This window comes from Microbacterium jejuense (assembly GCF_039544225.1).
GTDB classification, from domain to species: domain Bacteria; phylum Actinomycetota; class Actinomycetes; order Actinomycetales; family Microbacteriaceae; genus Microbacterium; species Microbacterium jejuense.
The window spans coordinates 152,775-174,544 of the sequence record NZ_BAABLG010000003.1; the positions used below are offsets into that span (position 1 = coordinate 152,775).

General features: G+C 69.9%; 20 protein-coding genes. 7 read left to right on the top strand and 13 right to left on the bottom strand.

Annotated elements, in window-relative coordinates; translation table 11 throughout:
- The first annotated feature begins 14 nt into the window (after window positions 1-14).
- Both ABEA46_RS04985 and ABEA46_RS04990 read left to right on the top strand, forming a co-directional pair.
- On the top strand, window positions 15-707 hold the full coding sequence (locus ABEA46_RS04985; protein ID WP_345543261.1) for a TetR/AcrR family transcriptional regulator: 693 nt from the start codon (window positions 15-17) through the stop codon (window positions 705-707).
- 47 nt (window positions 708-754) lie between these two features.
- A complete protein-coding gene (locus ABEA46_RS04990; RefSeq protein ID WP_345543262.1) occupies window positions 755-1,279 on the top strand; it encodes a hypothetical protein in 525 nt (174 codons plus the stop codon).
- On the opposite strand, the gene dxs is transcribed toward ABEA46_RS04990, so the two are convergent.
- From dxs to dut, 5 genes are all read right to left on the bottom strand, one after another.
- Window positions 1,276-3,234 (bottom strand): 1-deoxy-D-xylulose-5-phosphate synthase, encoded by a 1,959-nt coding sequence (gene dxs / locus ABEA46_RS04995; protein WP_345543263.1) that lies wholly within the window; start codon window positions 3,232-3,234, stop codon window positions 1,276-1,278. The two genes, ABEA46_RS04990 and dxs, sit on opposite strands and share 4 nt — an antisense overlap.
- A 97-nt stretch (window positions 3,235-3,331) precedes the next feature.
- Window positions 3,332-6,166 (bottom strand): aconitate hydratase AcnA, encoded by a 2,835-nt coding sequence (gene acnA, locus ABEA46_RS05000; RefSeq protein ID WP_345543264.1) that lies wholly within the window; start codon window positions 6,164-6,166, stop codon window positions 3,332-3,334.
- A gap of 135 nt (window positions 6,167-6,301) precedes the next feature.
- Entirely contained in the window at window positions 6,302-7,057 is a 756-nt protein-coding gene (locus ABEA46_RS05005; protein ID WP_345543266.1) for a DUF3159 domain-containing protein, read from the bottom strand.
- Complete coding sequence (locus ABEA46_RS05010; protein ID WP_345543267.1) at window positions 7,054-7,653, bottom strand: DUF3710 domain-containing protein; 600 nt, start codon at window positions 7,651-7,653, stop codon at window positions 7,054-7,056. Before ABEA46_RS05010 ends, ABEA46_RS05005 begins: the two co-directional genes overlap by 4 nt.
- Complete coding sequence (gene dut / locus ABEA46_RS05015) at window positions 7,650-8,102, bottom strand: dUTP diphosphatase (protein ID WP_345543268.1); 453 nt, start codon at window positions 8,100-8,102, stop codon at window positions 7,650-7,652. Before dut ends, ABEA46_RS05010 begins: the two co-directional genes overlap by 4 nt.
- Window positions 8,103-8,114: 12 nt before the next feature.
- Between dut and ABEA46_RS05020 the strand changes: the two genes are divergently transcribed.
- A complete protein-coding gene (locus ABEA46_RS05020; protein ID WP_345543269.1) occupies window positions 8,115-8,633 on the top strand; it encodes a DUF3093 domain-containing protein in 519 nt (172 codons plus the stop codon).
- On the opposite strand, the gene ABEA46_RS05025 is transcribed toward ABEA46_RS05020, so the two are convergent.
- On the bottom strand, window positions 8,608-8,901 hold the full coding sequence (locus tag ABEA46_RS05025) for a DUF4193 domain-containing protein (protein ID WP_345543270.1): 294 nt from the start codon (window positions 8,899-8,901) through the stop codon (window positions 8,608-8,610). The genes ABEA46_RS05020 and ABEA46_RS05025 overlap by 26 nt on opposite strands.
- Before the next feature lie 207 nt (window positions 8,902-9,108).
- Between ABEA46_RS05025 and sepH the strand changes: the two genes are divergently transcribed.
- Window positions 9,109-10,149 carry a septation protein SepH gene (sepH, locus tag ABEA46_RS05030; RefSeq protein WP_345543271.1) on the top strand — a complete coding sequence of 347 codons (1,041 nt, stop codon included), beginning with the start codon at window positions 9,109-9,111 and terminating at the stop codon, window positions 10,147-10,149.
- Window positions 10,150-10,167: 18 nt separating this feature from the next.
- Here the strand turns inward: sepH and ABEA46_RS05035 are convergent, their stop codons facing one another.
- Window positions 10,168-11,283 (bottom strand): alkaline phosphatase family protein, encoded by a 1,116-nt coding sequence (locus ABEA46_RS05035; RefSeq protein WP_345543272.1) that lies wholly within the window; start codon window positions 11,281-11,283, stop codon window positions 10,168-10,170.
- A 68-nt stretch (window positions 11,284-11,351) separates the two neighbouring features.
- Between ABEA46_RS05035 and ABEA46_RS05040 the strand changes: the two genes are divergently transcribed.
- Window positions 11,352-13,811, top strand: coding sequence for a DNA gyrase/topoisomerase IV subunit A (locus ABEA46_RS05040; RefSeq protein ID WP_345543273.1), 2,460 nt, complete (start codon window positions 11,352-11,354; stop codon window positions 13,809-13,811).
- A 78-nt stretch (window positions 13,812-13,889) separates the two neighbouring features.
- Here the strand turns inward: ABEA46_RS05040 and ABEA46_RS05045 are convergent, their stop codons facing one another.
- A complete protein-coding gene (locus tag ABEA46_RS05045; protein WP_425563160.1) occupies window positions 13,890-15,971 on the bottom strand; it encodes a DNA gyrase/topoisomerase IV subunit B in 2,082 nt (693 codons plus the stop codon).
- 170 nt (window positions 15,972-16,141) lie between these two features.
- Between ABEA46_RS05045 and ABEA46_RS05050 the strand changes: the two genes are divergently transcribed.
- Window positions 16,142-16,360, top strand: a complete 219-nt coding sequence (locus ABEA46_RS05050) for a DUF7455 domain-containing protein (RefSeq protein ID WP_345543274.1) — start codon at window positions 16,142-16,144, stop codon at window positions 16,358-16,360.
- A gap of 15 nt (window positions 16,361-16,375) precedes the next feature.
- Here ABEA46_RS05050 and ABEA46_RS05055 read toward each other — a convergent pair whose 3' ends face one another.
- Together ABEA46_RS05055 and ABEA46_RS05060 are read right to left on the bottom strand one after the other, a co-directional pair.
- Window positions 16,376-17,419 carry an alanine racemase gene (locus ABEA46_RS05055; RefSeq protein ID WP_345543275.1) on the bottom strand — a complete coding sequence of 348 codons (1,044 nt, stop codon included), beginning with the start codon at window positions 17,417-17,419 and terminating at the stop codon, window positions 16,376-16,378.
- Window positions 17,416-18,093: an alanine racemase C-terminal domain-containing protein gene (locus tag ABEA46_RS05060; protein ID WP_345543276.1), complete on the bottom strand. Its 678-nt coding sequence runs from the start codon at window positions 18,091-18,093 to the stop codon at window positions 17,416-17,418. The genes ABEA46_RS05055 and ABEA46_RS05060 overlap by 4 nt, the downstream gene beginning before the upstream one ends.
- A gap of 43 nt (window positions 18,094-18,136) precedes the next feature.
- Between ABEA46_RS05060 and ABEA46_RS05065 the strand changes: the two genes are divergently transcribed.
- Window positions 18,137-19,159: a sugar-transfer associated ATP-grasp domain-containing protein gene (locus ABEA46_RS05065; protein ID WP_345543277.1), complete on the top strand. Its 1,023-nt coding sequence runs from the start codon at window positions 18,137-18,139 to the stop codon at window positions 19,157-19,159.
- Here ABEA46_RS05065 and ABEA46_RS05070 read toward each other — a convergent pair.
- The 3 genes from ABEA46_RS05070 to ABEA46_RS05080 all read right to left on the bottom strand — a co-directional run bounded on the left by ABEA46_RS05070 (window position 19,104) and on the right by ABEA46_RS05080 (window position 21,749).
- Complete coding sequence (locus ABEA46_RS05070; protein ID WP_345543278.1) at window positions 19,104-19,607, bottom strand: VanZ family protein; 504 nt, start codon at window positions 19,605-19,607, stop codon at window positions 19,104-19,106. The genes ABEA46_RS05065 and ABEA46_RS05070 overlap by 56 nt on opposite strands.
- Before the next feature lie 109 nt (window positions 19,608-19,716).
- Complete coding sequence (locus tag ABEA46_RS05075) at window positions 19,717-20,412, bottom strand: coenzyme F420-0:L-glutamate ligase (protein WP_345543279.1); 696 nt, start codon at window positions 20,410-20,412, stop codon at window positions 19,717-19,719.
- Window positions 20,409-21,749: an RNA polymerase sigma factor gene (locus ABEA46_RS05080; protein WP_345543280.1), complete on the bottom strand. Its 1,341-nt coding sequence runs from the start codon at window positions 21,747-21,749 to the stop codon at window positions 20,409-20,411. The genes ABEA46_RS05075 and ABEA46_RS05080 overlap by 4 nt, the downstream gene beginning before the upstream one ends.
- Between the last annotated feature and the right edge of the window lie 21 nt (window positions 21,750-21,770).

A 21,770-nucleotide genomic window follows, 5' to 3' on the forward strand; every position in this document is an offset into this window, starting at 1 on the left:
GGTAGTTTCTGAACATGTTCAGTTCGGATGCCGTGGTCCCGACTCCCCCGCTCAGCAAGAGCGAGCGCACCCGCGCCCAGCTCCGCGCCATCGCGTTGCGGTCGTTCCGCGAGCGAGGATACGAGGCCACCACGATCCGGTTCATCGCGCAGGAGGCCGGGGTGTCGGTGGGCACCACGCACTACCACTTCGCTTCGAAGAACCATCTGGTGCAGGAGCTCTACCTCGACGTCCAGGAACAGCATCGGGATGCCGCAGGGCCGGAGCTGGCGGCATCCACCGACCTCATCGACAGGCTCGCCGTCGTGTACCGCACCGGACTCGATCAGCTGACGCCGTTCCATGCGTTCGCCCCGGAGTTCCTGTCGGCCGCGGTCTCGCCGCGATCGCCGATCAACCCGCTGTCGGCGGAGTCGGCGCCCGCACTGCGCGTGATCGAAGGGCTGTTCCGCGAGGCGGTCGACGGTGCCGCGGGACCTCCGCTCCCCGAGGAGTTCCGCGCGTCGCTGCCCGATGCGCTCGTGCTCGGGCATCTGCTGCTGGCCCTGTTCTGGGTCTACGACCGCTCGCCCGGGCAACAGCGCACCCGCACGCTGCTGGACGGCGGCCTGCGACTGCTGCGGATGGCGCTGCCGCTCACGCGCCTGCCGCTGCTGCGCAGACCGCTGCAGGAGCTGCTGGGCCTCGTCGCGTCGGTGAAAGCATGACGATGCACGCCACGGGCGCGTTGAGTCCCCGCGCGGATGAGGCACCGATGATGCCGACGCGCGAGGAGGTGCTGCGCGGGGCACTCTGGGCGCTGCTGACGTTCAATGCACTGGTGCTTGCGACGCTCGTCGTGTCGGGTCTGGTCGCATCGATGATGCAGCCGAACGGTGGCGGCGCGATCGTGGCGCAGGTCTGGGGCTTCGCCCTGGTGCTGGGCTATGCCGTGCTGATCGGCGGCGGCGTCTCGATGCTCGTCGCGCTCGTCGGGCTGCCGTTGGCCTGGCTGATCGCCTGGTCGCTCCGGCGAAGCGTCTCGATCACCGCACATGTCATCGCGTTCGCGGTGTTCGGAGCAGCCGTCGGCGTGGTCGCGCTGTTCGTCTTCGCGGTCGCCTCGACGAACTGGTCGACCGCGTTCCTGAGCCCGCTGCTGCCGATCACCGTCGTGCTGACCACCGTATCGGTGCTGGTCGGCTGGTGGCGCGCCTCACGGCACGCACGCAGAGGCCTCGTCCTGCCGGATCCGCGTTCGCCCGTCGGTATCGACGAAGCCTTCGAGGACGCGCTCTAGCTGCGCTCGTCGTGGCTGCGTGCGAGGTCGGGCAGCGTGGGGATCTCGGAGGTCTGCGCGCCTCGCGCGACGGGAATGCGGGTGCCGAGCACCTGCGCCACGACGTCATGGGCGATCTTGGCGGCGGTGAGCCCCGCATCTTCGAGGATCTGCTCGCGCGAGGCGTGGTCGATGAACTCGTCGGGCACGCCCAGCTCGTCCACGGCCGTGTCGACGCCGGCCTCGCGCAGCACCTGCCGGACGCGCGTGCCGATGCCCCCGACGCGGATGCCGTCCTCGATCGTGATGACGAGGCGATGGGATGCCGCCAGCTCGACGATCGAAGGCTGCACCGGCACCACCCACCGCGGATCGACGACGGTCGCGCCGATGCCCTGCGCGCGCAGGCGGTCCGCGACCTCGACCGCGACGTGCGCCATCGGGCCGATGCCCACGAGGAGCACGTCCGCCGTGTCGGAGCGCACGAGCACGTCCACTCCGTCGGCGAGCCGCTCCAGCGTCGGGATCTCGGCGCTCACACCGCCCTTCGGGAAGCGGATCACCGTAGGCCCGTCGTCCACCGCCACAGCCTCGCGCAGCTCTTCGCGCAGGCGCGTCTCGTCGCGCGGCACCGCGATGCGGATGTGCGGCACGATCTGCAGCATCGCGAGGTCCCAGATGCCGTGATGACTCGGGCCGTCCGGACCGGTGACGCCGGCGCGGTCGAGCACGAACGTGACGCCCGCCTTGTGCAGGGCGACGTCCATCAGCACCTGGTCGAAGGCGCGGTTCATGAATGTCGCGTAGATCGCCACGACGGGGTGGAGCCCGCCGAAGGCGAGGCCCGCGGCCGAGGCGACGGCGTGCTGCTCGGCGATGCCCACGTCGTAGACGCGGTCCGGGAACCGCTGTGCGAACGGCAGCAGTCCGGTCGGGCGCAGCATCGCCGCCGTCATCGCGATGACGTCCGCGCGCTCCTCCCCCACCGACACCAGTTCGTCGGCGAACACGTCGGTCCAGGCGCGTCCGCCGGATCCGCCCAGCGCTTCACCGGTCACCGGGTCGATCTTGCCGACGGCGTGGAACTGGTCGGCCTCGTCCTCGAGCGCCGGCGCGTAGCCGCGGCCCTTCTCGGTGATCGCATGCACGATCACCGGGGCGCCGTAGGACTTCGCCAGCTCGAGCGTCTCCAGCAGGGCGGTCAGGTCGTGACCGTCCACCGGGCCCAGGTACTTGATGTCGAGGTTCGAGTACAGGGCCGCGTTGTTCGTGAAGCGCGAGAGGAACCCGTGCGTCCCGCCGCGGATGCCGCGGTACATCGCCCGCCCGGCCGGACCGAACCGGCGGAACAGCGAGTCCGACCCGCGGTGCAGCGACCGGTACCCGTCGGTGGTGCGCACCCGGTTGAGGTAGCGGGCCATGCCGCCGATCGTGGGCGCGTACGAGCGTCCGTTGTCGTTCACGACGATGACCAGGTTGCGGTCGTTGTCGTCGGAGATGTTGTTGAGCGCCTCCCACGTCATGCCGCCGGTGAGCGCGCCGTCACCGACGACGGCCACGACGTGCCGGTCCTTGCGGCCGGTGCGTGTGAGGGCGCGAGAGACGCCGTCGGCCCAGCTCAGCGAGCTGGAGGCGTGTGAGGACTCGACGACATCGTGCGGGCTCTCGGAGCGCTGCGGGTAGCCGGCAAGGCCGCCGCGCGTGCGCAGCCCGGTGAAGTCCTGCCGGCCCGTCAGCAGCTTGTGCACGTAGGACTGGTGGCCGGTGTCGAACACCATCGGGTCGTCGGGCGAGTCGAACACGCGGTGCAGCGCGATCGTCAGCTCGACGACACCCAGATTCGGGCCGAGATGACCGCCCGTGCGGGACACGTTCTCGACGAGGAATCCGCGGATCTCGTCCGCCAGCTGTTCCAGCTGATCGATGCTCAGGGCATCGAGGTCACGGGGCCCGGTGATGGACGACAACAGCGACATCCCCGCTCCTTTCCCGGCCCGGACGGGCCCTGTCAGTCTACCCGCGGCATGACGAAGGACCGGGTGCCGAGGCACCCGGTCCCCCGTGAATCCGCTGTCAGACGAGCGAACGCAGCACGTACTGCAGGATGCCGCCGTTGCGGTAGTAGTCGGCTTCACCCGGCGTGTCGATGCGGACGACCGCGTCGAACTCGATGGTCTGCTTGCCTTCCGGCGAGAACTCGCTCGGTTCAGCGGTGACGCGGACCGTCTTCGGCGTGACGCCCTCGTTCAGCTGCTCCAGGCCGCTGATCGAGACGATCTCGGTGCCGTCCAGGCCCAGCGACTTCCAGCTCTCGCCTGCCGGGAACTGCAGCGGGACGACGCCCATGCCGATGAGGTTGGAGCGGTGGATGCGCTCGAAGCTCTCGGTGATGACCGCCTTGACGCCCAGGAGGCTCGTGCCCTTGGCCGCCCAGTCGCGCGAAGAGCCGGAGCCGTACTCCTTGCCGCCGAAGACGACGAGCGGGGTGCCCTGCTCCTGGTAGTTCATGCTCGCGTCGTAGATGTACGACTGCGGGCCGCCCTCCTGCGTGAAGTCGCGCGTGAAGCCGCCCTCGACGACCTGACCGTCGTTGACGGCCGAGACGAGCTCGTTCTTCAGGCGGATGTTCGCGAACGTGCCGCGGATCATGACCTCGTGGTTGCCGCGACGCGAGCCGTAGGAGTTGAAGTCCTTCTGCGCGACGCCGTGGTCGGTGAGGTACTGCGCCGCGGGCGTGCCGGCCTTGATGTTGCCGGCGGGCGAGATGTGGTCGGTCGTGACCGAGTCGCCGAGCGTGGCCATGACGCGGGCGCCGGAGATGTCGGCGACCGGGGTCAGTTCCATCGACATGCCGTCGAAGTACGGGGCCTTGCGGACGTACGTCGAGTCGGCGTCCCACTCGAAGACGGGGCCCTCGGGCGTGGGCAGGTTCTTCCAGCGCTCGTCGCCCTCGAAGACCGTGGCGTACTGCGTGATGAACTGCTCGCGCGAGATCGACGTGTCGATGATCTGCTGGACCTCTTCGGGCGACGGCCAGATGTCCTTCAGGAAGACGTCGTTGCCCTCGGTGTCCTTGCCGAGCGGATCGGTCTCGAAGTCGAAGTTCATCGAGCCCGCGAGAGCGTACGCGACGACCAGCGGCGGCGAGGCGAGGTAGTTCATCTTCACGTCGGGGCTGATGCGGCCCTCGAAGTTGCGGTTGCCCGAGAGGACGGCCGTGACGGCCAGGTCGTGCTCGTTGATCGCAGCCGAGACCTCGTCGATCAGCGGGCCCGAGTTGCCGATGCAGATCGTGCAGCCGTAGCCGACGGTGAAGAAGTCGAGGCCCTCGAGCGCCTTGTCGAGGCCGGACTTCTCGTAGTAGTCGGTGACGACCTTCGAGCCGGGGCCGAGCGTGGTCTTGACCCACGGCTTGCGCTTGAGGCCCTTGTCGACGGCCTTCTTCGCGAGCAGGCCTGCCGCGATCATGACGGATGGGTTCGACGTGTTGGTGCACGACGTGATGGCCGCGAGCGTCACCGCGCCGTTGTCGAGGATGTACGCCTCGCCATCGGGCGTCGTGACCTTGATCGGCTTGGAGGCCGTCGCGGGCGCACCGCTGTTGATGTGCACGGGGCGCGTCGTCGGCGCCTCTTCACCCGGGACCTGGCCGGGGTCGGATGCGGGGAAGGAGTGCTTCGACTCCAGGTCGACGATGTCGTCCGTGGTCGACGGCGTCGCGTAGCCCACGATGTCCTTCTCGAACTGCGCCTTGGCCTCGGACAGCAGGATGCGGTCCTGCGGGCGCTTCGGGCCGGCGATCGAGGGGACGACCGTCGAGAGGTCGAGTTCCATGTACTCGCTGAAGTTCGGCTCATTGGCCGCGTCGTGCCAGAGCGACTGCTCCTTGGCATAGGCCTCGACGAGCGCCACGGCGTCCTCGTCGCGACCGGTCAGGCGCAGGTAGTCCAGGGTGACGTCGTCGATCGGGAAGATCGCGGCCGTCGAGCCGAACTCGGGGCTCATGTTGCCGATCGTGGCGCGGTTGGCCAGCGGCACCGAGGCGACACCAGCGCCGTAGAACTCCACGAACTTGCCCACGACGCCGTGCTTGCGCAGCATGTCGGTGATCGTCAGGACGACGTCGGTCGCCGTGACGCCAGCGGGGATCTCGCCGGTCAGCTTGAAGCCCACGACGCGCGGGATGAGCATCGACACGGGCTGGCCGAGCATCGCGGCCTCGGCCTCGATGCCGCCGACGCCCCAGCCGAGCACGCCGAGGCCGTTGACCATGGTGGTGTGCGAGTCGGTGCCGACGCAGGTGTCGGGGTAGGCGCGCAGCACGCCGCCGACCTCACGGTCGTAGATGACCTTCGCCAGGTGCTCGATGTTGACCTGGTGGACGATGCCGGTGCCGGGGGGGACGACCTTGAAGTCGTTGAACGCGGTCTGGCCCCAGCGCAGGAACTGGTACCGCTCGCCGTTGCGCTCGTACTCGATCTCGACATTGCGCTCGAGGGCGTCCTCGCGACCGAACAGATCGGCGATGACCGAGTGGTCGATGACCATCTCGGCGGGCGAGAGCGGGTTGATCTTGCTGGGGTCGCCGCCGAGGGCCGTGACCGCCTCGCGCATGGTGGCGAGGTCGACGATGCAGGGCACGCCGGTGAAGTCCTGCATGACCACGCGTGCCGGCGTGAACTGGATCTCGGTGTCGGGCTCGGCCGCCGGGTTCCACGAGCCGAGGGCGCGGATCTGATCCTGCGTGACGTTCGCGCCGTCCTCGGTGCGAAGCAGGTTCTCCAGCAGCACCTTGAGGCTGAACGGGAGCTTGTCGTAGCCATCGACCGTCGCGATGCGGAAGATCTCGTAGTCGGTGCTGCCGACCGTCAGGGTGCCTTTGGCACCGAAGCTGTCAACCGTGGACACGTCTGTCTCCTTCGTCGGCGGCGGGAGCTGGCCGGAACCCCGGCATCCCCATCTTCCCCCGCGACGAGGCCCTCGGCTAGTGAGGTCGCCCTAATCCCCGCGGGGGAAATTTATCTTGATGTCAAGATAAATGTATCACTTCGCGGCCGGCGGGTAGAGCGCGCGGACGGCGAGCCACGTGACCGCGACGAGCGGCGCGAACAGCGGCAGGCCCATGACCAGCTTGAGCGTTCCGAGCGCCGTGACGTCGTTCGCGAAGTACAGCGGCAGCTGCACGATGAGCCGCGCGGCGAACAGCCCGGCCCACGCGATCGAGAGCCAGAAGAACGCGCGACGCTTGCGCCGATCGGCGCGCCAGGCGGTGCCCTCCCCCATCAGGAAGCCGACGGCGAGGCCGATGAGTGGCCAGCCGATCAGGGCCGACACGAGGAACGCGGTGCCGTAAACGCCGTTGGTCAGGAAGCCCCACAGGAAGTTGTCGGCGGCGCGGCCCGTCCACAGCGACAGCGCGGCCGCCGCGACGGTGGCGATCAGGCCGCCGAGGGCCGCCGTGATCGGCTGCTTCTGGATCAGGCGCACCGCGGTGAAGATCGCGGCGATGCCCACCGACACCGCCAGCGAGAGCACGAGCTCCCGCGTGATCGTGAAGAGGATCACGAAGGCGAGACTCGGCAGGACGGATTCGAGGATGCCGCGCCAGCCGCCCATGGCCGACCACACCACATGACCCGTGCTCTTGCCCTCGGCGGGGTCGAGCCCGGCACGGCGGGCGGCGCTGCCGAGTGCTGCACCGAGGATCTCGGACGCGGACCCGGGGGCGTCGGGAGGCGTGACGGACGGAGAGGCCGCCGGGTCTGCCGGCGAGTCCTCGGGCCGCGCGTCGTCGCTCACGCGGTGCCCGGCGTCGCCGGCATGCGCAGTGGGATGAGGTCGCGCGGCGGCATCGGCGAGCCGCCCCGCACGACGACGATCGAGCGGAACAGGTCCTCGACGGCCGCAGCGGCGTCGACGTCCGCCGTCGCCGCCCCGCCGATCACGCCGCGCAGGAACCAGCGCGGCCCGTCGACGCCGACGAAGCGGGCCAGACGCTTGCCCGCCGTGGCCTCGGGGCCGGCGACGACCGGCACCTCGGCGAGCAGCTCAGGGCCGAGGGGGCCTTCGCGCTCCTCGACACGGCCGCCCTGCTGTCGGATCTGCTGGCGGATCTGCTCGCGCGTCTCCTCCCAGAGTCCCGCCGAGCGCGGTGCGGCGAACGGCTGGACCTGGAGGGTGGAGTCGGAGTAGTCCAGACCCACCGCGACGATGCGCTTGGTCTGCTCCTCGACCTCGAGGCGCAGGTTCAGGCCCTCGCGCGGGAGGATCTTGATTCCGCCGAGGTCGATGTAGGGACGGACGGGGTTCGCCTCGGACTCGTCGAACGGTCCTGCCGTCGCGCGGTCTTCGGGGGCGACCTTGCGGGGGCCGTCGGCGGGCGTGGGGTCGGTCATGCGAGGACTCCGTCCTTCTGGTAGCCGGTGGAGCCGAAGCCGCCTTCGCCGCGGACGCTGTCAGGCAGCTCGTCCACGGGCAGGAAGCGGGCGCGCGGCACCGGCATCACGATGATCTGTGCGATGCGGTCGCCGACCGCGATGTCGTGCGCCTGCTCGCGGTCGGTGTTGAGCAGGATGACCTTGATCTCGCCGCGGTAGCCGGCGTCGATCGTGCCGGGGGCGTTCACGACAGTGATGCCGTGCTTGGCCGCGAGCCCGCTGCGCGGGACCACGAAGGCGACGTGTCCGTCGGGCAGCGCGATGCGCACGCCGGTTCCGACGAGGGCACGGGCGCCGGGCTCGAGGCGCACGGCCTCGGCGGCGACGAGGTCGGCTCCGGCGTCGCCCGGGTGCGCGTACACCGGGACGTCGGAGGCGATAATGGGGACGTCCACCGTTTCAGTCACCCAACGAGGGTAATGCAGAACACAGCGCGCAATGCCGGGCCCGCAGCGGCCGCCGCCGGGTCGAGCCCGACGGACCGATATCGAGAGCGCCTGGGGCCCTCGCTGTGGATCCTCGTGGCCGCGGCGCTGGCGGGTCCGATGGCGGCGCTGGTCTTCACGCCGATCGACACGACGCTCGCGCTCGTGATCGGAGCGGCCGTGGGCGTCCTGGTCATCGTCCTGCTGATCTTCGGTGCGCCGAGCGTGTCGGTGCAGGACGGCGAGCTGCGTGCGGGCCGTGCCCACATCGGCGCCGAGTTCCTCGGCGAGCCGGTGGTGCACATCGGTGACGACGCGCGCCATGCACGCGGTGCGGGTCTCGACCCGCGGGCGTGGCACCTGCTGCGCGGCGGGATCGACGGAGTCGTCGTGATCCCGGTGACAGACGAAGACGATCCGACGACCGCGTGGGTGATCTCCTCGCGGACGCCGGATCGGCTTGCCGCCGCCGTGCGGCGGGCTCAGGTCATGCAGCGCACTCGGTACAGATAGGACCGTCTGCGCTCTCGTGGTCGAGCTGCGAACGGTGCTTCACGAGGAAGCAGTTCGCACAGGTGAACTCGTCCTCCTGCGCGGGGAGCACGACGACGTCGAGCTCGAGGTCCGACAGGTCGGCACCGGGCAGCTCGAAGCCCGAGGGGTTGTCGGCGTCCTCTACGTCGACCGAGCCCGAAAGCTTGTCGGGAACCCGCTCCTTGAGGGCCTCGATCGACTCGCTGTCGTCCTCGGTCTTGCGGGGGGCGTCGTAATCGGTTGCCATGCGTGAAGATCTCAACTTCCGGGGTATCGCGGGTTGCGCTCGCCCTTACGGGCGGCGATAGTTTGCACGACGGCTCCGGTTTTCGCAAATGCGGACCGTCGGCATCCGACCGTGCGTTCGCGTGAAACTCGCGCCACGCGTGGGATATTCCCGGCCCCCGCGATGCGCTGTGACAGCATGGGCGGGACAGCTGGAAGGGGCGTTCGCATGGAACAGCTCAAGGTCATCGGAACCGAGGACGACAAGCTCATCCTGGCGACCGAGTCGGGCGACAGATTCTCGCTCGACGTCGACGACGTGCTGCGGATCGAACTGCGCAAGGCGCGTCGCGATCGAGACCCCGAAGCACAGACGCCGCGGCCGAGTCCGCGCGAGATCCAGTCGCACATCCGCGCAGGTCTGTCGGCGCGCGAGGTCGCCGAACTGCTCGGCGCCCGCGTCGAAGACATCGAGCGCTTCGAGGGCCCGGTGCTCGCCGAGCGCGAGCACATCGTCGGTCAGGCGCTGGCCGTGCCCGTGCTGCTGGGCGGCGGCGACTTCGACGGCGACGGACAGGCGACGTTCGGTTCGGCGCTGCGCGGCAAGCTCGCCGAGGCCGGTGCGTCCGGTGAGCGCTGGACGAGCTGGAAAGAGCCGACGGGCTGGATCGTCAAGCTCGAGTTCACGGCGGGCGAGGTCGACCACGACGCGCGGTGGGGCTTCGATCCGCGTCGCAGCACGCTGACGCCGCTCAACACGGACGCCGTGCAGTTGTCCCGTCAGGGTTCGCTCCCCGACGGGCTCATCCCGCGCCTGCGCGCCCTCGAGGTCGTCCACCCCAAAGACGACTCGCGGTTCGACAGTGGCGCGTTCGGTCCTCGTCGTCTTCCCGACGCCGACCTCGAGTCGCCCGACCTTCCGGCGCCCGCTGCACAGGCGGTGCAGGAGGCGGCGATCAAGCGGGCCAGTGAGCCCACCGTGGTGACGTCGGCCGAGACGGCCGATCTGCTCGAAGCGCTCCGCCGCCGTCGCGGCCAGCGCGAGCCCCTGCCCGGTGCAGAAGAGGCGGCGGCGCCGCGCGGATCGGCGCCGGTGGCGCTCTTCGACGCCCTCGAGCCGGGCTATGACGAGTCGTCCACGGACGACGTGCCGGCGGCATCCGAGTACCAGGCGCCCTCCCCCGCCGTGGCCGAGGCCGGTCGCCGCAAGGGGCGCACCTCGATGCCGTCGTGGGACGAGATCGTCTTCGGCGCGCGCACCGAGGACTGACTCGGAGCGGAAGCCGGCTCAGGCGAACGCGCCGAGGCGGATGAGCGGCACCATGCGCTCCTCGTCGGTCAGCGAACCGTGCTGACCGACCATCTTCTGCGGCGCCTTGTCGGCGATCCGGTCGTCGTAGTACGCGATGGCAGCCCGCGGGGCGACGATCACGTCGCCGATCCGCTCGCGCACCTCGGGGTCGACCTCGCCCATCAGTCCCGAGGCGATGAGTTCGTCGCGCGAGGCGATCCAGGATCGGGATGCCTCGGCCTCGCGCCATCGCTCCAGCACCGCCTCCGCCTCGCCGGGCTCGGCATACAGGTGCAGCATGCGCGGCTCGCCGCCGATCAGGCGCACCCCGTCCACCAGCGGGTCCCGGTCGTGCAGGAGGATGTGCCGGTGCCGCGGCACATCGATCATGCCGTGATCGGAGGTGACGACGACGCCCGTGCCGCGATCGAGGGCGTTCGAGAGTGTGCGGGCCGCCGCGTCCACCCGCTCGAGGGTCGCGACCCACTCGTCGGACTCCCAGCCACGCCTGTGCCCGATGGCGTCGAGGTCCGGCGCGTAGAGATACGTCAGCGAACCGGGATGCCGGGCGGCCAGGTCGGCGGCGATGCTGACGCGTTCGTCGAGGTCGTCGGCGGCATGGAACTCGGCGTCGCCGAGGGTGGCGGCCGTGAAGCCGGTGCCGGCGTACTCGCGGCGCGACACCGCGAAGAAGGGACGGCCGAGGCTCGCCGACAACGGTGTCGCACGCTGGAACGACAACGGCAGCCCGTCGGTGTCCCAGCCGCGCAGCTGGTTGACGATGTCGTCGGTACCGGGGACGCGGGCGCGGTAGCCGACGATGCCGTGAGCGCCCGGCGCCGCGCCGGTCAGCAGGCTCGTGAGCGCCGCGGCCGTGGTGGACGGGAAGACCGTGCGTGCGGTATCCCGTTTCGTCCGGGCCTCGGAGAGGAACCGGGCGTGACCCGCACGCTGGGCGAGGTTGTGCACGCCCAGGCCGTCGAGCACCCACACGATGGCGCTGCGCGCCGGCGCGAACCACTCGGATGCCCCGTCCAGCGCGGCCGACATCTCGGGGACGACACGGGTGAGCGTCCGGGCGCGGGGCGGGTCCGCGGGTAGGCTGAGTGACATCGGGGCCAGTCTCGCATACCGCGGCCGCGCCCCTTCTCTCCCGCCGTCACCCGAGGCTTCCAGGTCACATGCCCGCATCCCGCACCGACTCCTCTCCCGCCGACCACGGACGCATCGAGGACGTCGACGTCTCGTCCGAGATGCAGACGTCGTTCCTCGAGTACGCGTACTCGGTCATCTACTCGCGCGCGCTGCCCGACGCGCGCGACGGACTCAAGCCGGTGCAGCGGCGCATCCTGTTCCAGATGGCCGACATGGGGCTGCGGCCCGACCGCGGTCACGTCAAGAGCGCGCGCGTCGTCGGCGAGGTGATGGGAAAGCTCCATCCGCACGGTGACGCGCCCATCTACGACGCGCTCGTGCGTCTCGCGCAGCCGTTCTCGCTGCGGGTGCCGCTGGTCGACGGCCACGGCAACTTCGGCTCGCTCGATGACGGTCCCGCCGCGCCCCGCTACACCGAGGCGCGCCTGGCGCCGCCGGCGCTCGCGCTCACCGAGAACCTCGACGAGGACGTCGTCGACTTCATCCCCAACTACGACGGCCAGTTCCAACAGCCCGAGGTGCTGCCCGCCGCGTTCCCGAACCTGCTCGTCAACGGCACCACAGGCATCGCGGTCGGCATGGCCACGAACATGGCGCCCCACAACCTCATCGAGGTCGTGGGTGCGGCCACGCACCTGCTGGAGAACCCCGAGGCCACCGTCGAGGAGCTGATGGAGTTCGTCCCGGGGCCCGACCTTCCCGGGGGCGGCATCATCGTCGGCCTCGACGGCATCAAGGACGCCTACACGAACGGGCGCGGCAGCTTCCGCACCCGCGCGAAGGTGTCGATCGAGTCCCTCGGTCCGCGCCGCACCGGCCTGGTGGTGACCGAGCTGCCGTACCTCGTCGGCCCCGAGCGCGTGATCGAGAAGATCAAGGACGCCGTCAACGCCAAGAAGCTGCAGGGCATCTCGGACGTCAACGACCTGACCGACCGCCACAAGGGCCTGCGCCTGGTCATCGGCATCAAGACCGGCTTCGACCCGCAGGCGGTGCTCGACCACCTGTACCGGCTCACGCCCCTCGAGGACTCGTTCAGCATCAACAACGTCGCGCTGGTCGAGGGCCAGCCGCAGACGCTGGGGCTGCGCGAGCTGCTGCGGGTCTACCTCGACCACCGCATCAGCGTCGTCACGCGACGCAGCCGCTTTCGCCTCGACCGGCGCAAAGAGCGACTGCACCTCGTCGAGGGCCTCCTCATCGCGATCCTCGACATCGACGAGGTCATCCAGGTCATCCGCGCCTCGGACGACGGCGAGCAGGCCCGCACGCGCCTCATGGACGTGTTCGACCTGTCGCAGCCGCAGGCTGAGTACATCCTCGAACTGCGCCTGCGCCGCCTGACGAAGTTCTCGCGCATCGAGCTCGAGGCCGAGCGCGACAACCTCAAGGCCGAGATCGCCCAGCTCGAAGAGCTGCTCGGCAGCGATCTGCTGCTGCGTGCGCAGGTCGCGAAGGAACTGGATGCCGCCGCCGAGGCCTTCGGGACGCCCCGGCGCACCCTTCTGCTCAACGGCGGGCCGGTACAGCCGCGTTCGCGTGCCGCGGCCGCCGTGGCCGATCTGCAGATCGCCGACTCGCCGTGCCGCGTCTACCTGTCGGCGACGGGTCGCATGGTGCGCGCCGAGCTCGATGTGGCGGCTCCCGGCGGCGGCATCGTCGCCCCGACGCGCCGCTCGAAGCACGACGCGGTCCGCTCGTCGGTCGACACCACGACGCGCGGCGATGTGGGCGCCGTCACGAGCCTCGGCCGGCTGGTGAGGTTCACGCCGGTCGACCTGCCGTCGGTGCCCGGCAACTCCGTGCAGCTCGCCGCGGGCACCCGCGTCGACCAGTACCTGGGACTCGCGTCGGGTGAGCACGTCGTCGCCCTGGTCCCGTTGGTGGACGCGCCGCCGATCGCCATCGGCACGGCGCAGGGCGTCGTCAAGCGGGTCGTTGCCACCGAGCTCGGCAGCAAGCACGACATCGAGATCATCTCGCTCAAGGACGGCGACCGCGTCGTCGGCGCCGCTCCGGCCTCGGACGGTGCAGAGCTCGTGTTCGTCGCGAACGACGCGCAGCTGCTGCGCTTCGACGCGGCATCGGTGCGTCCGCAGGGCCGATCGGCCGGCGGGATGGCGGGCATCCGTCTGACTCCCGGCGCCGAGGTCATCGCCTTCGACGTGGTCGGCGCGACGGCCTTCGACGCGGTCGTCGTCACAATCGCCGGGTCGAACGGCGCGATCGCGGGCACCGACGCGGGCAGCGCCAAGGTGTCGCTGTTCAGCGAGTTCCCCGCGAAGGGGCGCGCGACCGGCGGTGTGCGCGCCCAGCGGCTGCTCAAGGGCGAAGACGCTCTCACGCTCGCGTGGGTGGGCTCCGACCCCCGCGCCGTGGGCACCGACGGTGCGACGCGCACGCTCCCCGAGTCGGGGGCGAAGCGCGATGCCTCGGGCACGGCTCTCGACGGGGTCATCGGCGCCGTGGGCACCGGCATCCGCTGAGGCTCAGGCGAAGCGGGCTGCGGTGCGCGGCCTACGTGGTTTCGGCTCGCTTCGCCCGCTCACCCTCGACGCTGTGCCTCACGCGTCGATGCGCTCGCGCACCAGGCGATCGCTCGAATCGATGATGAACTCCTTGCGCGGAGCCACGTCGTTGCCCATGAGCAGTTCGAACACGGTGGCCGCCGCCTCGGCGTCCTGCATGCGGACGCGGCGGAGCGTCCGGCCGGCGCGGTCCATCGTGGTGACCGCCAGCTGGTCGGCATCCATCTCGCCGAGCCCCTTGTAACGCTGGACCGGCTCCTGCCAGCGCTTGCCGGCCTTCGTCAGCTTCGTGAGCAGCGCGTGCAGCTCCTGCTCGGAGTACGTGTAGATCGTGTCGTTGGGCTTCGAGCCGGGGTTCATCACCACGACGCGGTGCAGCGGCGGGACGGCCGCGTAGACCCGGCCCTCGTCGATGAGGGGCCGCATGTAGCGGAAGAAGAGCGTCAGCAGCAGCGTGCGGATGTGCGCTCCGTCGACGTCGGCGTCGCTCATCAGGATGATCTTGCCGTAGCGGGCCGCATCGAGGTCGAACGAGCGGCCGGAGCCGGCGCCGATCACCTGGATGATGGCCGCGCACTCCGCGTTGGAGAGCATGTCGCTGATGGACGCCTTCTGGACGTTGAGGATCTTGCCGCGGATCGGCAGCAGCGCCTGGAACTCGCTGTTGCGGGCGAGCTTGGCGGTGCCGAGCGCCGAATCGCCCTCGACGATGAACAACTCGGACTCGGCGACGTCGTTCGAGCGGCAGTCGGCGAGCTTCGCCGGCAGCGACGAGGACTCGAGCGCGTTCTTGCGGCGCTGCGTCTCTTTGTGCGTGCGCGCCGAGATGCGCGCCTTCATCTCGGAGACCACCTTGTCCAGCAGCAGTGACGTCTGTGCCTTGTCGTCGCGCTTGGTCGACGTGAAGCGGGCGGTGAGCTCGCGAGTGACGACGTTCGAGACGATCTGGCGGACCGCCGGCGTGCCGAGGACCTCCTTCGTCTGACCCTCGAACTGCGGCTCGGGAAGGCGCACCGTCAGAACGGCGGTGAGACCCGCGAGGATGTCGTCCTTCTCGAGCTTGTCGTTGCCGACCTTGAGTCGGCGGGAGTTCTGCGCCACCTGGTCGCGGAGCACCTTCATGAGGCCCTGTTCGAAGCCCTGCTGGTGCGTCCCGCCTTTGGGGGTCGCGATGATGTTGACGAACGAGCGCGACACCGTCTCGTAGCCCGTCCCCCAGCGCACCGCGATGTCGACGTGGCACTCGCGCTGCACCTCGGTCGGCACCATGGCGCCCGTGGGCTGCAGCACCGGCACCGTCTCGGTGAACGAGCCGACGCCGGTGAGGCGCCACGTGTCGGTGACGCCCGAGTCGGGGGCGAGGAAGTCCGCGAACTCCGAGATCCCGCCGTCGAACCGGTAGCTCGTCTCGACGGGCTCCTCGGTCTCGCGGCCGGGGCGCTCGTCGCGGATGACGATCTCGAGCCCGGGAACCAGGAACGCGGTCTGTCGCGCCCGCTGCTCGAGCTCCTGCAGGTTGAACGCGGCGTCCTTGGTGAAGATCTGCGGGTCGGCCCAGTAGCGGATGCGGGTGCCCGTGGCGCCCTTCGCGGCGCGACCGGCCACGCGCAGCTCGCTGCGCTCCTGGAACGGCGTGAACGCAGACTCGGGGCTGCCGTTGGAGAACACTCCCGGCTCGCCGCGGTGGAACGACATCGCCCAGGTCTTGCCGCCGCGGTCGACCTCGACGTCCAGTCGCGCCGACAGCGCGTTGACGACAGAGGCACCCACGCCGTGCAGACCGCCGGAGGCCGCATACGAGCCGCCGCCGAACTTGCCGCCGGCGTGCAGCTTGGTGAAGACGACCTCGACGCCGGACAGTCCGGTGCGCGGTTCGATGTCGACGGGGATGCCGCGCGCGCGGTCCTGCACCTCGACACTGCCGTCGGCGTGCAGGATGACGTCGATGCGCGTGCCGAAGCCGCCGAGGGCCTCGTCGACCGCGTTGTCGATGATCTCCCACAGGCAGTGCATGAGGCCGCGCGAATCGGTCGAGCCGATGTACATGCCCGGGCGCTTGCGGACCGCCTCGAGCCCTTCGAGCACCTGGAGATGATGGGCGGAGTACTCGGCGGTCACAATCTCCCATCGTAATCGGGGTGCGTGACACCCTCGGGCAGACACGCGTCGCGCGCGCGGTCACGTACGCGCTGAGCGAAATGTCAGCGACTTGCGGCATTCTCCGATCCCCGGCGTGGTTGTATTTCATGACCGGCAACGACGTTCTACGTATACGAGGAGGCACCGAGATGACCACGCTATCGACACCCACCGAGACCTCCGCCGTCCTCGAGCACCGACTCACGGCCATGGACCGCTGCGACTCGTGCGGCGCCCAGGCCTACATCGCGGCCGAGGTCAACGGCACCGAGATGCTCTTCTGCGCCCACCACGGCCGCAAGTACGAAGAGAAGCTCCGCGCCATCGCCACGTCGTGGCACGACGAGACGGCCCGCCTCTCGGAGTGATCCGCAAGCCGCGCGTCACCGTTCGTAGACGCGCGGCACCAGGGGAGACACCCGGACCGCGATCTCTTCACCGATCGTGCCGATGAGTTCGGCGAGGTCGGTGCTCGAACCTTCGCCGTTCGCGCCCGGCCCGTAGACCGTCACGGTGTCGCCCGCCGCGGCTGCGGGCCACGTCTCGACGAGGGACGCCGACTCCCCCACCTCGGTGAGCCGTCGGGTGCCCGCGGGTGTGCCGACCCGCGCGCCCCGCAGCGAAGACGGCAGACCCTGCAGGGCGCCGACTCCGATGCTCACGCCCTCGTCGTGCACAGCGGTCACAACGGCCTCCAGCCGGGCGATCGGCTGCAGTCCGAGCTGCTCGGCCGACGGTCCTCCGGCCGAGCGGATGCCGTAACAGAACGCCCCGACGCGCACGAGGTCGTACCGGAACGCGGGCCGCGCGAACGACGCGGCACTGGCGGCCAGATGACGGACGGACGGATGGATGCCGGCAGCGGCGGCTTCGTCGAGCGCCCAGTCGAACACCGCGCGAGCGTCGTCGTCCTCGGCGTCCGACGCTTCGGCGATGTGGCTCCATACGCCGACCACGTCGATCACGCCGTCCGCCTGAAGCTGCGCCGCACGCTGCATGAATGCCGGCCACGACTCAGGGCGCACGCCGTTGCGGTGCAGGCCGGTGTCGATCTTGAGGTGGACGCGGACCGTCGCCTGGGCGGCGCGTGCGGCATCCACGAGTTCTTCGAGGAGTTCGGCGTCGCCGATGCCGAGATCCAGGTCCGCGCCGATCGCGGTGTCGAGGTCGTCACGCGACGCGGCGATCCACGCGAAGATGCGCGACCCGGCGCCGGCGACGGCGCGCACGGCCGCGCCGGTGCGGACGTCGAACGCGCCGAACCAGCTCACGCCGGAGGCCGTCGCGGCGCGGACGACGGGCCCCAGCCCGTGGCCGTACGCGTCGTCCTTCACGACGAGCATCAACTCGGCGGGCGCGACGGTGGCGCGCACCCGGTCGAGGTTCGCCGTGAGTGTCGCGAGATCGACGAGCAGTCGCGCGGTCACTCGGCCTCCTCGCGGATCGCACGCAGGCCGACCGGCGTGATCAGTTCTGAGCCGCGGAGCCCCGTCACACGCACCCAGTCCGCGAGCGACGGCTCGCCCTTCGCAGGGTCGCCGAGGAACAGCGCCTCGTCTCCGCGCCGGACGACGGCATCCCGGATCTCGACGACGCACACGTCCATCGCGACGCGTCCGACGATCGGATGCCGCTGCCCCGCGATCGCGACGTCGACGACGCCGCCGAGCGAGCGGACGATCCCCTGCGCGTACCCGCCGGTCACGAGCGCGACGCGCGTGTCGGACGGCGCGCGGAACGCGAAGCCGTACGACACGCCCTCACCCGCGCGCAGATCCTTGACCGACAGCACGCAGCCGGTGAGCCGCAGGGCGGGCGTGGTGTCGGGGTGCGCGACGCCGAGCAGCTCCCGCGCCCCGAGAGACCCACCCCCAGCGTCGCCCGGGGTCAGCCCCTCGGCGGCGAGCACGCTCTGCACGAGCGCCGCACCGTGGCCCCAGGCATCCGCGTCGAACACCGACGGAGAGAACGAATGGATGCCGCGCGCCCGTGCCGCCCGCGCGTTCGCGGTGACGGCAGACCGCGAGATGCGTGCGACGGGCGCGCTGCGGGGTCCGGATCCCGGCGTCGACATGTCGTGCCCAGGGATAGCGGAACTCACGCCTCTAGACTATCGGGGTCCCCGAACCGAACCCGGAGCACGCATGTCTTCTCAGGGCCTCGCCCTCTCGAACCGCCTTCGCTACCTCGCCTGGCGGGTCCGTCGCATCGACGTCGGGTCCGTGGTCGAGCGGGCGAAGGAGACCGCCCACGAGCACGGCAAATGGACCCCGGCCGTCGTCGTCGACATGCTGTGGTCGGCCGGTTTCCGGCAGGTCGGCTTCCAGGACTACGTCGACTACGACTTCGCGATCCTCAACCGCGCCGAGCGTGCGACCTACATGACGCACCCGGTGTCGAACGAGCTGTCGCAGAAGTACGACCACCCCGACTACCGCGGTCAGTTCCAGGACAAGGTCGAGTTCGACCGCGTCTTCAGCGACTTCCTGCGTCGCGACTGGATGGTCGTCGAAGACGGCAACGCCGAGGCCGTGCGCGCGTTCGCCGAGAAGCACGGCACGATCGTCACCAAGGAGCCGGTGGGCCAGGCCGGCACAGGCGTGCATCGCTACCACGCGGCCGAGGTCTCGGACTGGGACGCCTTTCACCGCGGCCTGCTCGCGCGTGGCGAGCTGCTCATCGAGGAGGTCATCCGCCAGCACGCGGATCTCGCGGCGGTGTGCCCGGGCACCGTCAACACGACCCGCGTGACTGCGTTCTTCGACGGCGAGAAGACCCATATCCTCGCGATGGCGCAGAAGTTCGGCCGTGGCGCGGTCAGCGACCAGATGACCTTCGGCGGCTTCTACACGATGCTCGACGAGAACGGCCACGCGGTCGGTCCCGGCTACGACTCGCACGCCCACGTGCATGTGAAGCACCCCGACAGCGGGTTCGTGATCGCAGACTTCCAGTTGCCGATGATCGACGAGGTCAAGGCGTTCGTCGACCGGGTGGCGCGCGTCGTGCCGCAGATCCAGTACGTCGGCTGGGACATCGTGGTCACCCCCGACGGTCCGGTGCTCGTCGAGGGCAACTGGGGCGCCGGCGTCTACGAGAACAAGCCGAGCGTCACCGGCATCCGCACCGGTCACAAGCCCCGCTACCGGGCGGCCATCGGCTTCTGAGGCCGGCGCAGCCGCTGCGGCGGCTGCCCACTCCGGCGAGGACCACTCCGACGGCCGCCGCCCCGACGACGGCGCCGACGGTGTTCCAGACGACGTCCTGAAGGTCGGGGACCCGTCCGGGAATCCGCACCTGCGCGTACTCGACCGCGAACGACACCGCGAAGCCCAGCACCGGTGCGAGTGCCCACAGCCGCCGGCCCAGCAACAGGGCCAGCGCCGCGCCCAGCGGGACGAACAGGAGCGCGTTGAGCGCGCTCTCCAGCTGCAGGGGGCTCAGACCGGCGACCAGGGGCTCGGCGAAGCGTCCCGCCAGGGCCATCACGGCTCCGCGGACGGGTGCGACGACGGCGCGGGGCGCGAGCGTGAGCGCGACCACGACGGCCGCGGTCAGGGCCGCGAGGAAGAGCCGCGGACCGAGGGTCGGGGGCATTCGGGCGGGGGTGGACATGCATCCACCTCAGCGGGTCGGATGTTGCGTGAGCGTATGGTTCTGCGTGCCCCGGGAATGCGGAAGGCGCGGCACCCGAAGGATGCCGCGCCTTCGCACGTGATGCCGGTCAGGCCGACCGGACGACGCCGAGCGGCGTCGACTGGTGCCCCTGACCGAGCGGGTTGTCTTTGAGGATCGAGACGAGCTGCTTCTCGCCGGCCTTGTCGAGCGTCGAACCCAGGATGTTGCCTCCCAGGTCGTTGATGTCGACCACGGCGACCTCGGGAACGCCGCCGAGCAGCGCCTTGAGGTGTGCGGCGACCTCGCGAGGACGCTCCGGTCCGAGCACCACGGCCTTGTTGTAGGGCGGGATCGTGCCCGACGTGGGGCCGTCGATCGCGCGGGCCTTGTCTCCCGCGATGCGGTAGAAATCGCCCTTGCGACCGAACAGCTTCGTCACCGCCGACACCGCGGCCGCGAACAGGATGCGGATCGTGCCGCACTCCCGCAGCGCCATCTCCATCGTCTCGGGCATGCCCAGCCCGATGCCGTACGGTGTGCGGGTCACGTACTTCGACAGGAAGAACGCGAGCTTGCGCGGTGCGATGTCTTCGACGAGGTACGAGCGGCCCTGTGTGATCGCGACGATCTTCTCGGTCACGAACAGCAGGTCGCCCTCGCGCACGACGTCGGTCGCGTACTCGCGGATGAACTCGTCGAGGTCGTCGCCGGGCATCACGACCCGTGTGCGGATCGGGATGCGCGCGAACGACGAGCCTTCGACCTGGACGGTGAGCGCCTTGCCGGCGTTCGCCTCACTCACTCGAGGTAGTCCCGCAGCGACTGCGAACGCGACGGGTGGCGGAGCTTCGCCATCGTCTTCGACTCGATCTGGCGGATCCGCTCACGCGTGACGCCGAACGTGTCGCCGATCTGGTCGAGGGTCTTCGGCTGGCCGTCGCCGAGGCCGAAGCGCATGCGGATCACGCCCGCCTCGCGCTCCGAGAGCGAATCGAGGAGCGACTCGAGCTGACGCTGCAGCATCGTGAAGCCCACCGCGTCGGCCGGCACCACGGCCTCGGTGTCCTCGATGAGGTCGCCGAACTCGCTGTCGCCGTCCTCGCCGAGAGGCGTGTGCAGCGAGATCGGCTCACGGCCGTACTTCTGCACCTCGATGACCTTCTCGGGGGTCATGTCGAGCTCGCGGCTGAGCTCCTCGGGCGTGGGTTCGCGACCGAGGTCCTGCAGCATCTGGCGCTGAACGCGCGCGAGCTTGTTGATGACCTCGACCATGTGCACCGGAATGCGGATGGTGCGAGCCTGGTCCGCCATAGCGCGGGTGATGGCCTGACGGATCCACCACGTGGCGTACGTCGAGAACTTGAAGCCCTTGGTGTAGTCGAACTTCTCGACCGCGCGGATCAGACCGAGGTTGCCCTCCTGGATGAGGTCCAGGAACTGCATTCCGCGGCCGGTGTAGCGCTTGGCGAGCGACACGACCAGACGCAGGTTGGCGCCGAGCAGGTGGCTCTTCGCGCGCTGGCCGTCGCGGGCGACCCACTGCAGGTCGAGTCCGAGCTGCGACGTCTTCTCGGCGGCCGACATGTGCGACAGCTTCTCTTCGGCGAACAGACCCGCCTCGATGCGCATCGCGAGCTCGACTTCTTCGGCCGCGTTCAGGAGCGGCACCTTGCCGATCTGCTTGAGGTAGTCCTTGACGGGGTCCGCCGTCGCGCCGGTGATCTGCGTCGAGTAGACGGGGACGTCGTCCTCGTCGCTGGACGAGATGACGATCGCACCGGTCGGAAGCGGCTCGGTGAAGGCGGGCTTGGTGCTCTCCTCGTCCTCGTCCTCGTCGTCGGACGCGCTCTCGTCACCGCCCGCCGTCTTCGCGGCGCCCTTGGTGTCGGCGCTCTCGGTCGACTCGTCGTCGGCTGCGTCGTCGTCGCCCTCGAGCTCGACGTCGTCGTCGAGCTCCTCGACGTCGTCCTCGAACTCGTCGTCCGACTTCTTGGCGCGCTTGGATGCGGTCTTCGGCGCAGCCTTGGCCTTCGCGGCGCCCTTGACGGCCGGAGCCTTCTTGGCGGCGGTGGTCTTCGTCTCGTCCGACTCGGTGTCCTTCGCGGCCGAGCGAGCCTTGGTGTTCGTGCCTGGAGTCACGTTTCGCCTTTCACCGGTCGA

Bases quoted from the DNA above. Each gene is read 5' to 3' on its own strand.
- ABEA46_RS04985 (WP_345543261.1), top strand. From the start codon at position 15: ATGTTCAGTTCGGATGCCGTGGTCCCGACTCCCCCGCTCAGCAAGAGC.
- ABEA46_RS04990 (WP_345543262.1), top strand. From the start codon at position 755: ATGATGCCGACGCGCGAGGAGGTGCTGCGCGGGGCACTCTGGGCGCTG.
- dxs (WP_345543263.1), bottom strand. From the start codon at position 3,234: ATGTCGCTGTTGTCGTCCATCACCGGGCCCCGTGACCTCGATGCCCTG.
- ABEA46_RS05010 (WP_345543267.1), bottom strand. From the start codon at position 7,653: ATGACCGACCCCACGCCCGCCGACGGCCCCCGCAAGGTCGCCCCCGAA.
- ABEA46_RS05020 (WP_345543269.1), top strand. From the start codon at position 8,115: ATGCAGAACACAGCGCGCAATGCCGGGCCCGCAGCGGCCGCCGCCGGG.
- ABEA46_RS05025 (WP_345543270.1), bottom strand. From the start codon at position 8,901: ATGGCAACCGATTACGACGCCCCCCGCAAGACCGAGGACGACAGCGAG.
- sepH (WP_345543271.1), top strand. From the start codon at position 9,109: ATGGAACAGCTCAAGGTCATCGGAACCGAGGACGACAAGCTCATCCTG.
- ABEA46_RS05035 (WP_345543272.1), bottom strand. From the start codon at position 11,283: ATGTCACTCAGCCTACCCGCGGACCCGCCCCGCGCCCGGACGCTCACC.
- ABEA46_RS05040 (WP_345543273.1), top strand. From the start codon at position 11,352: ATGCCCGCATCCCGCACCGACTCCTCTCCCGCCGACCACGGACGCATC.
- ABEA46_RS05050 (WP_345543274.1), top strand. From the start codon at position 16,142: ATGACCACGCTATCGACACCCACCGAGACCTCCGCCGTCCTCGAGCAC.
- ABEA46_RS05065 (WP_345543277.1), top strand. From the start codon at position 18,137: ATGTCTTCTCAGGGCCTCGCCCTCTCGAACCGCCTTCGCTACCTCGCC.
- ABEA46_RS05070 (WP_345543278.1), bottom strand. From the start codon at position 19,607: ATGTCCACCCCCGCCCGAATGCCCCCGACCCTCGGTCCGCGGCTCTTC.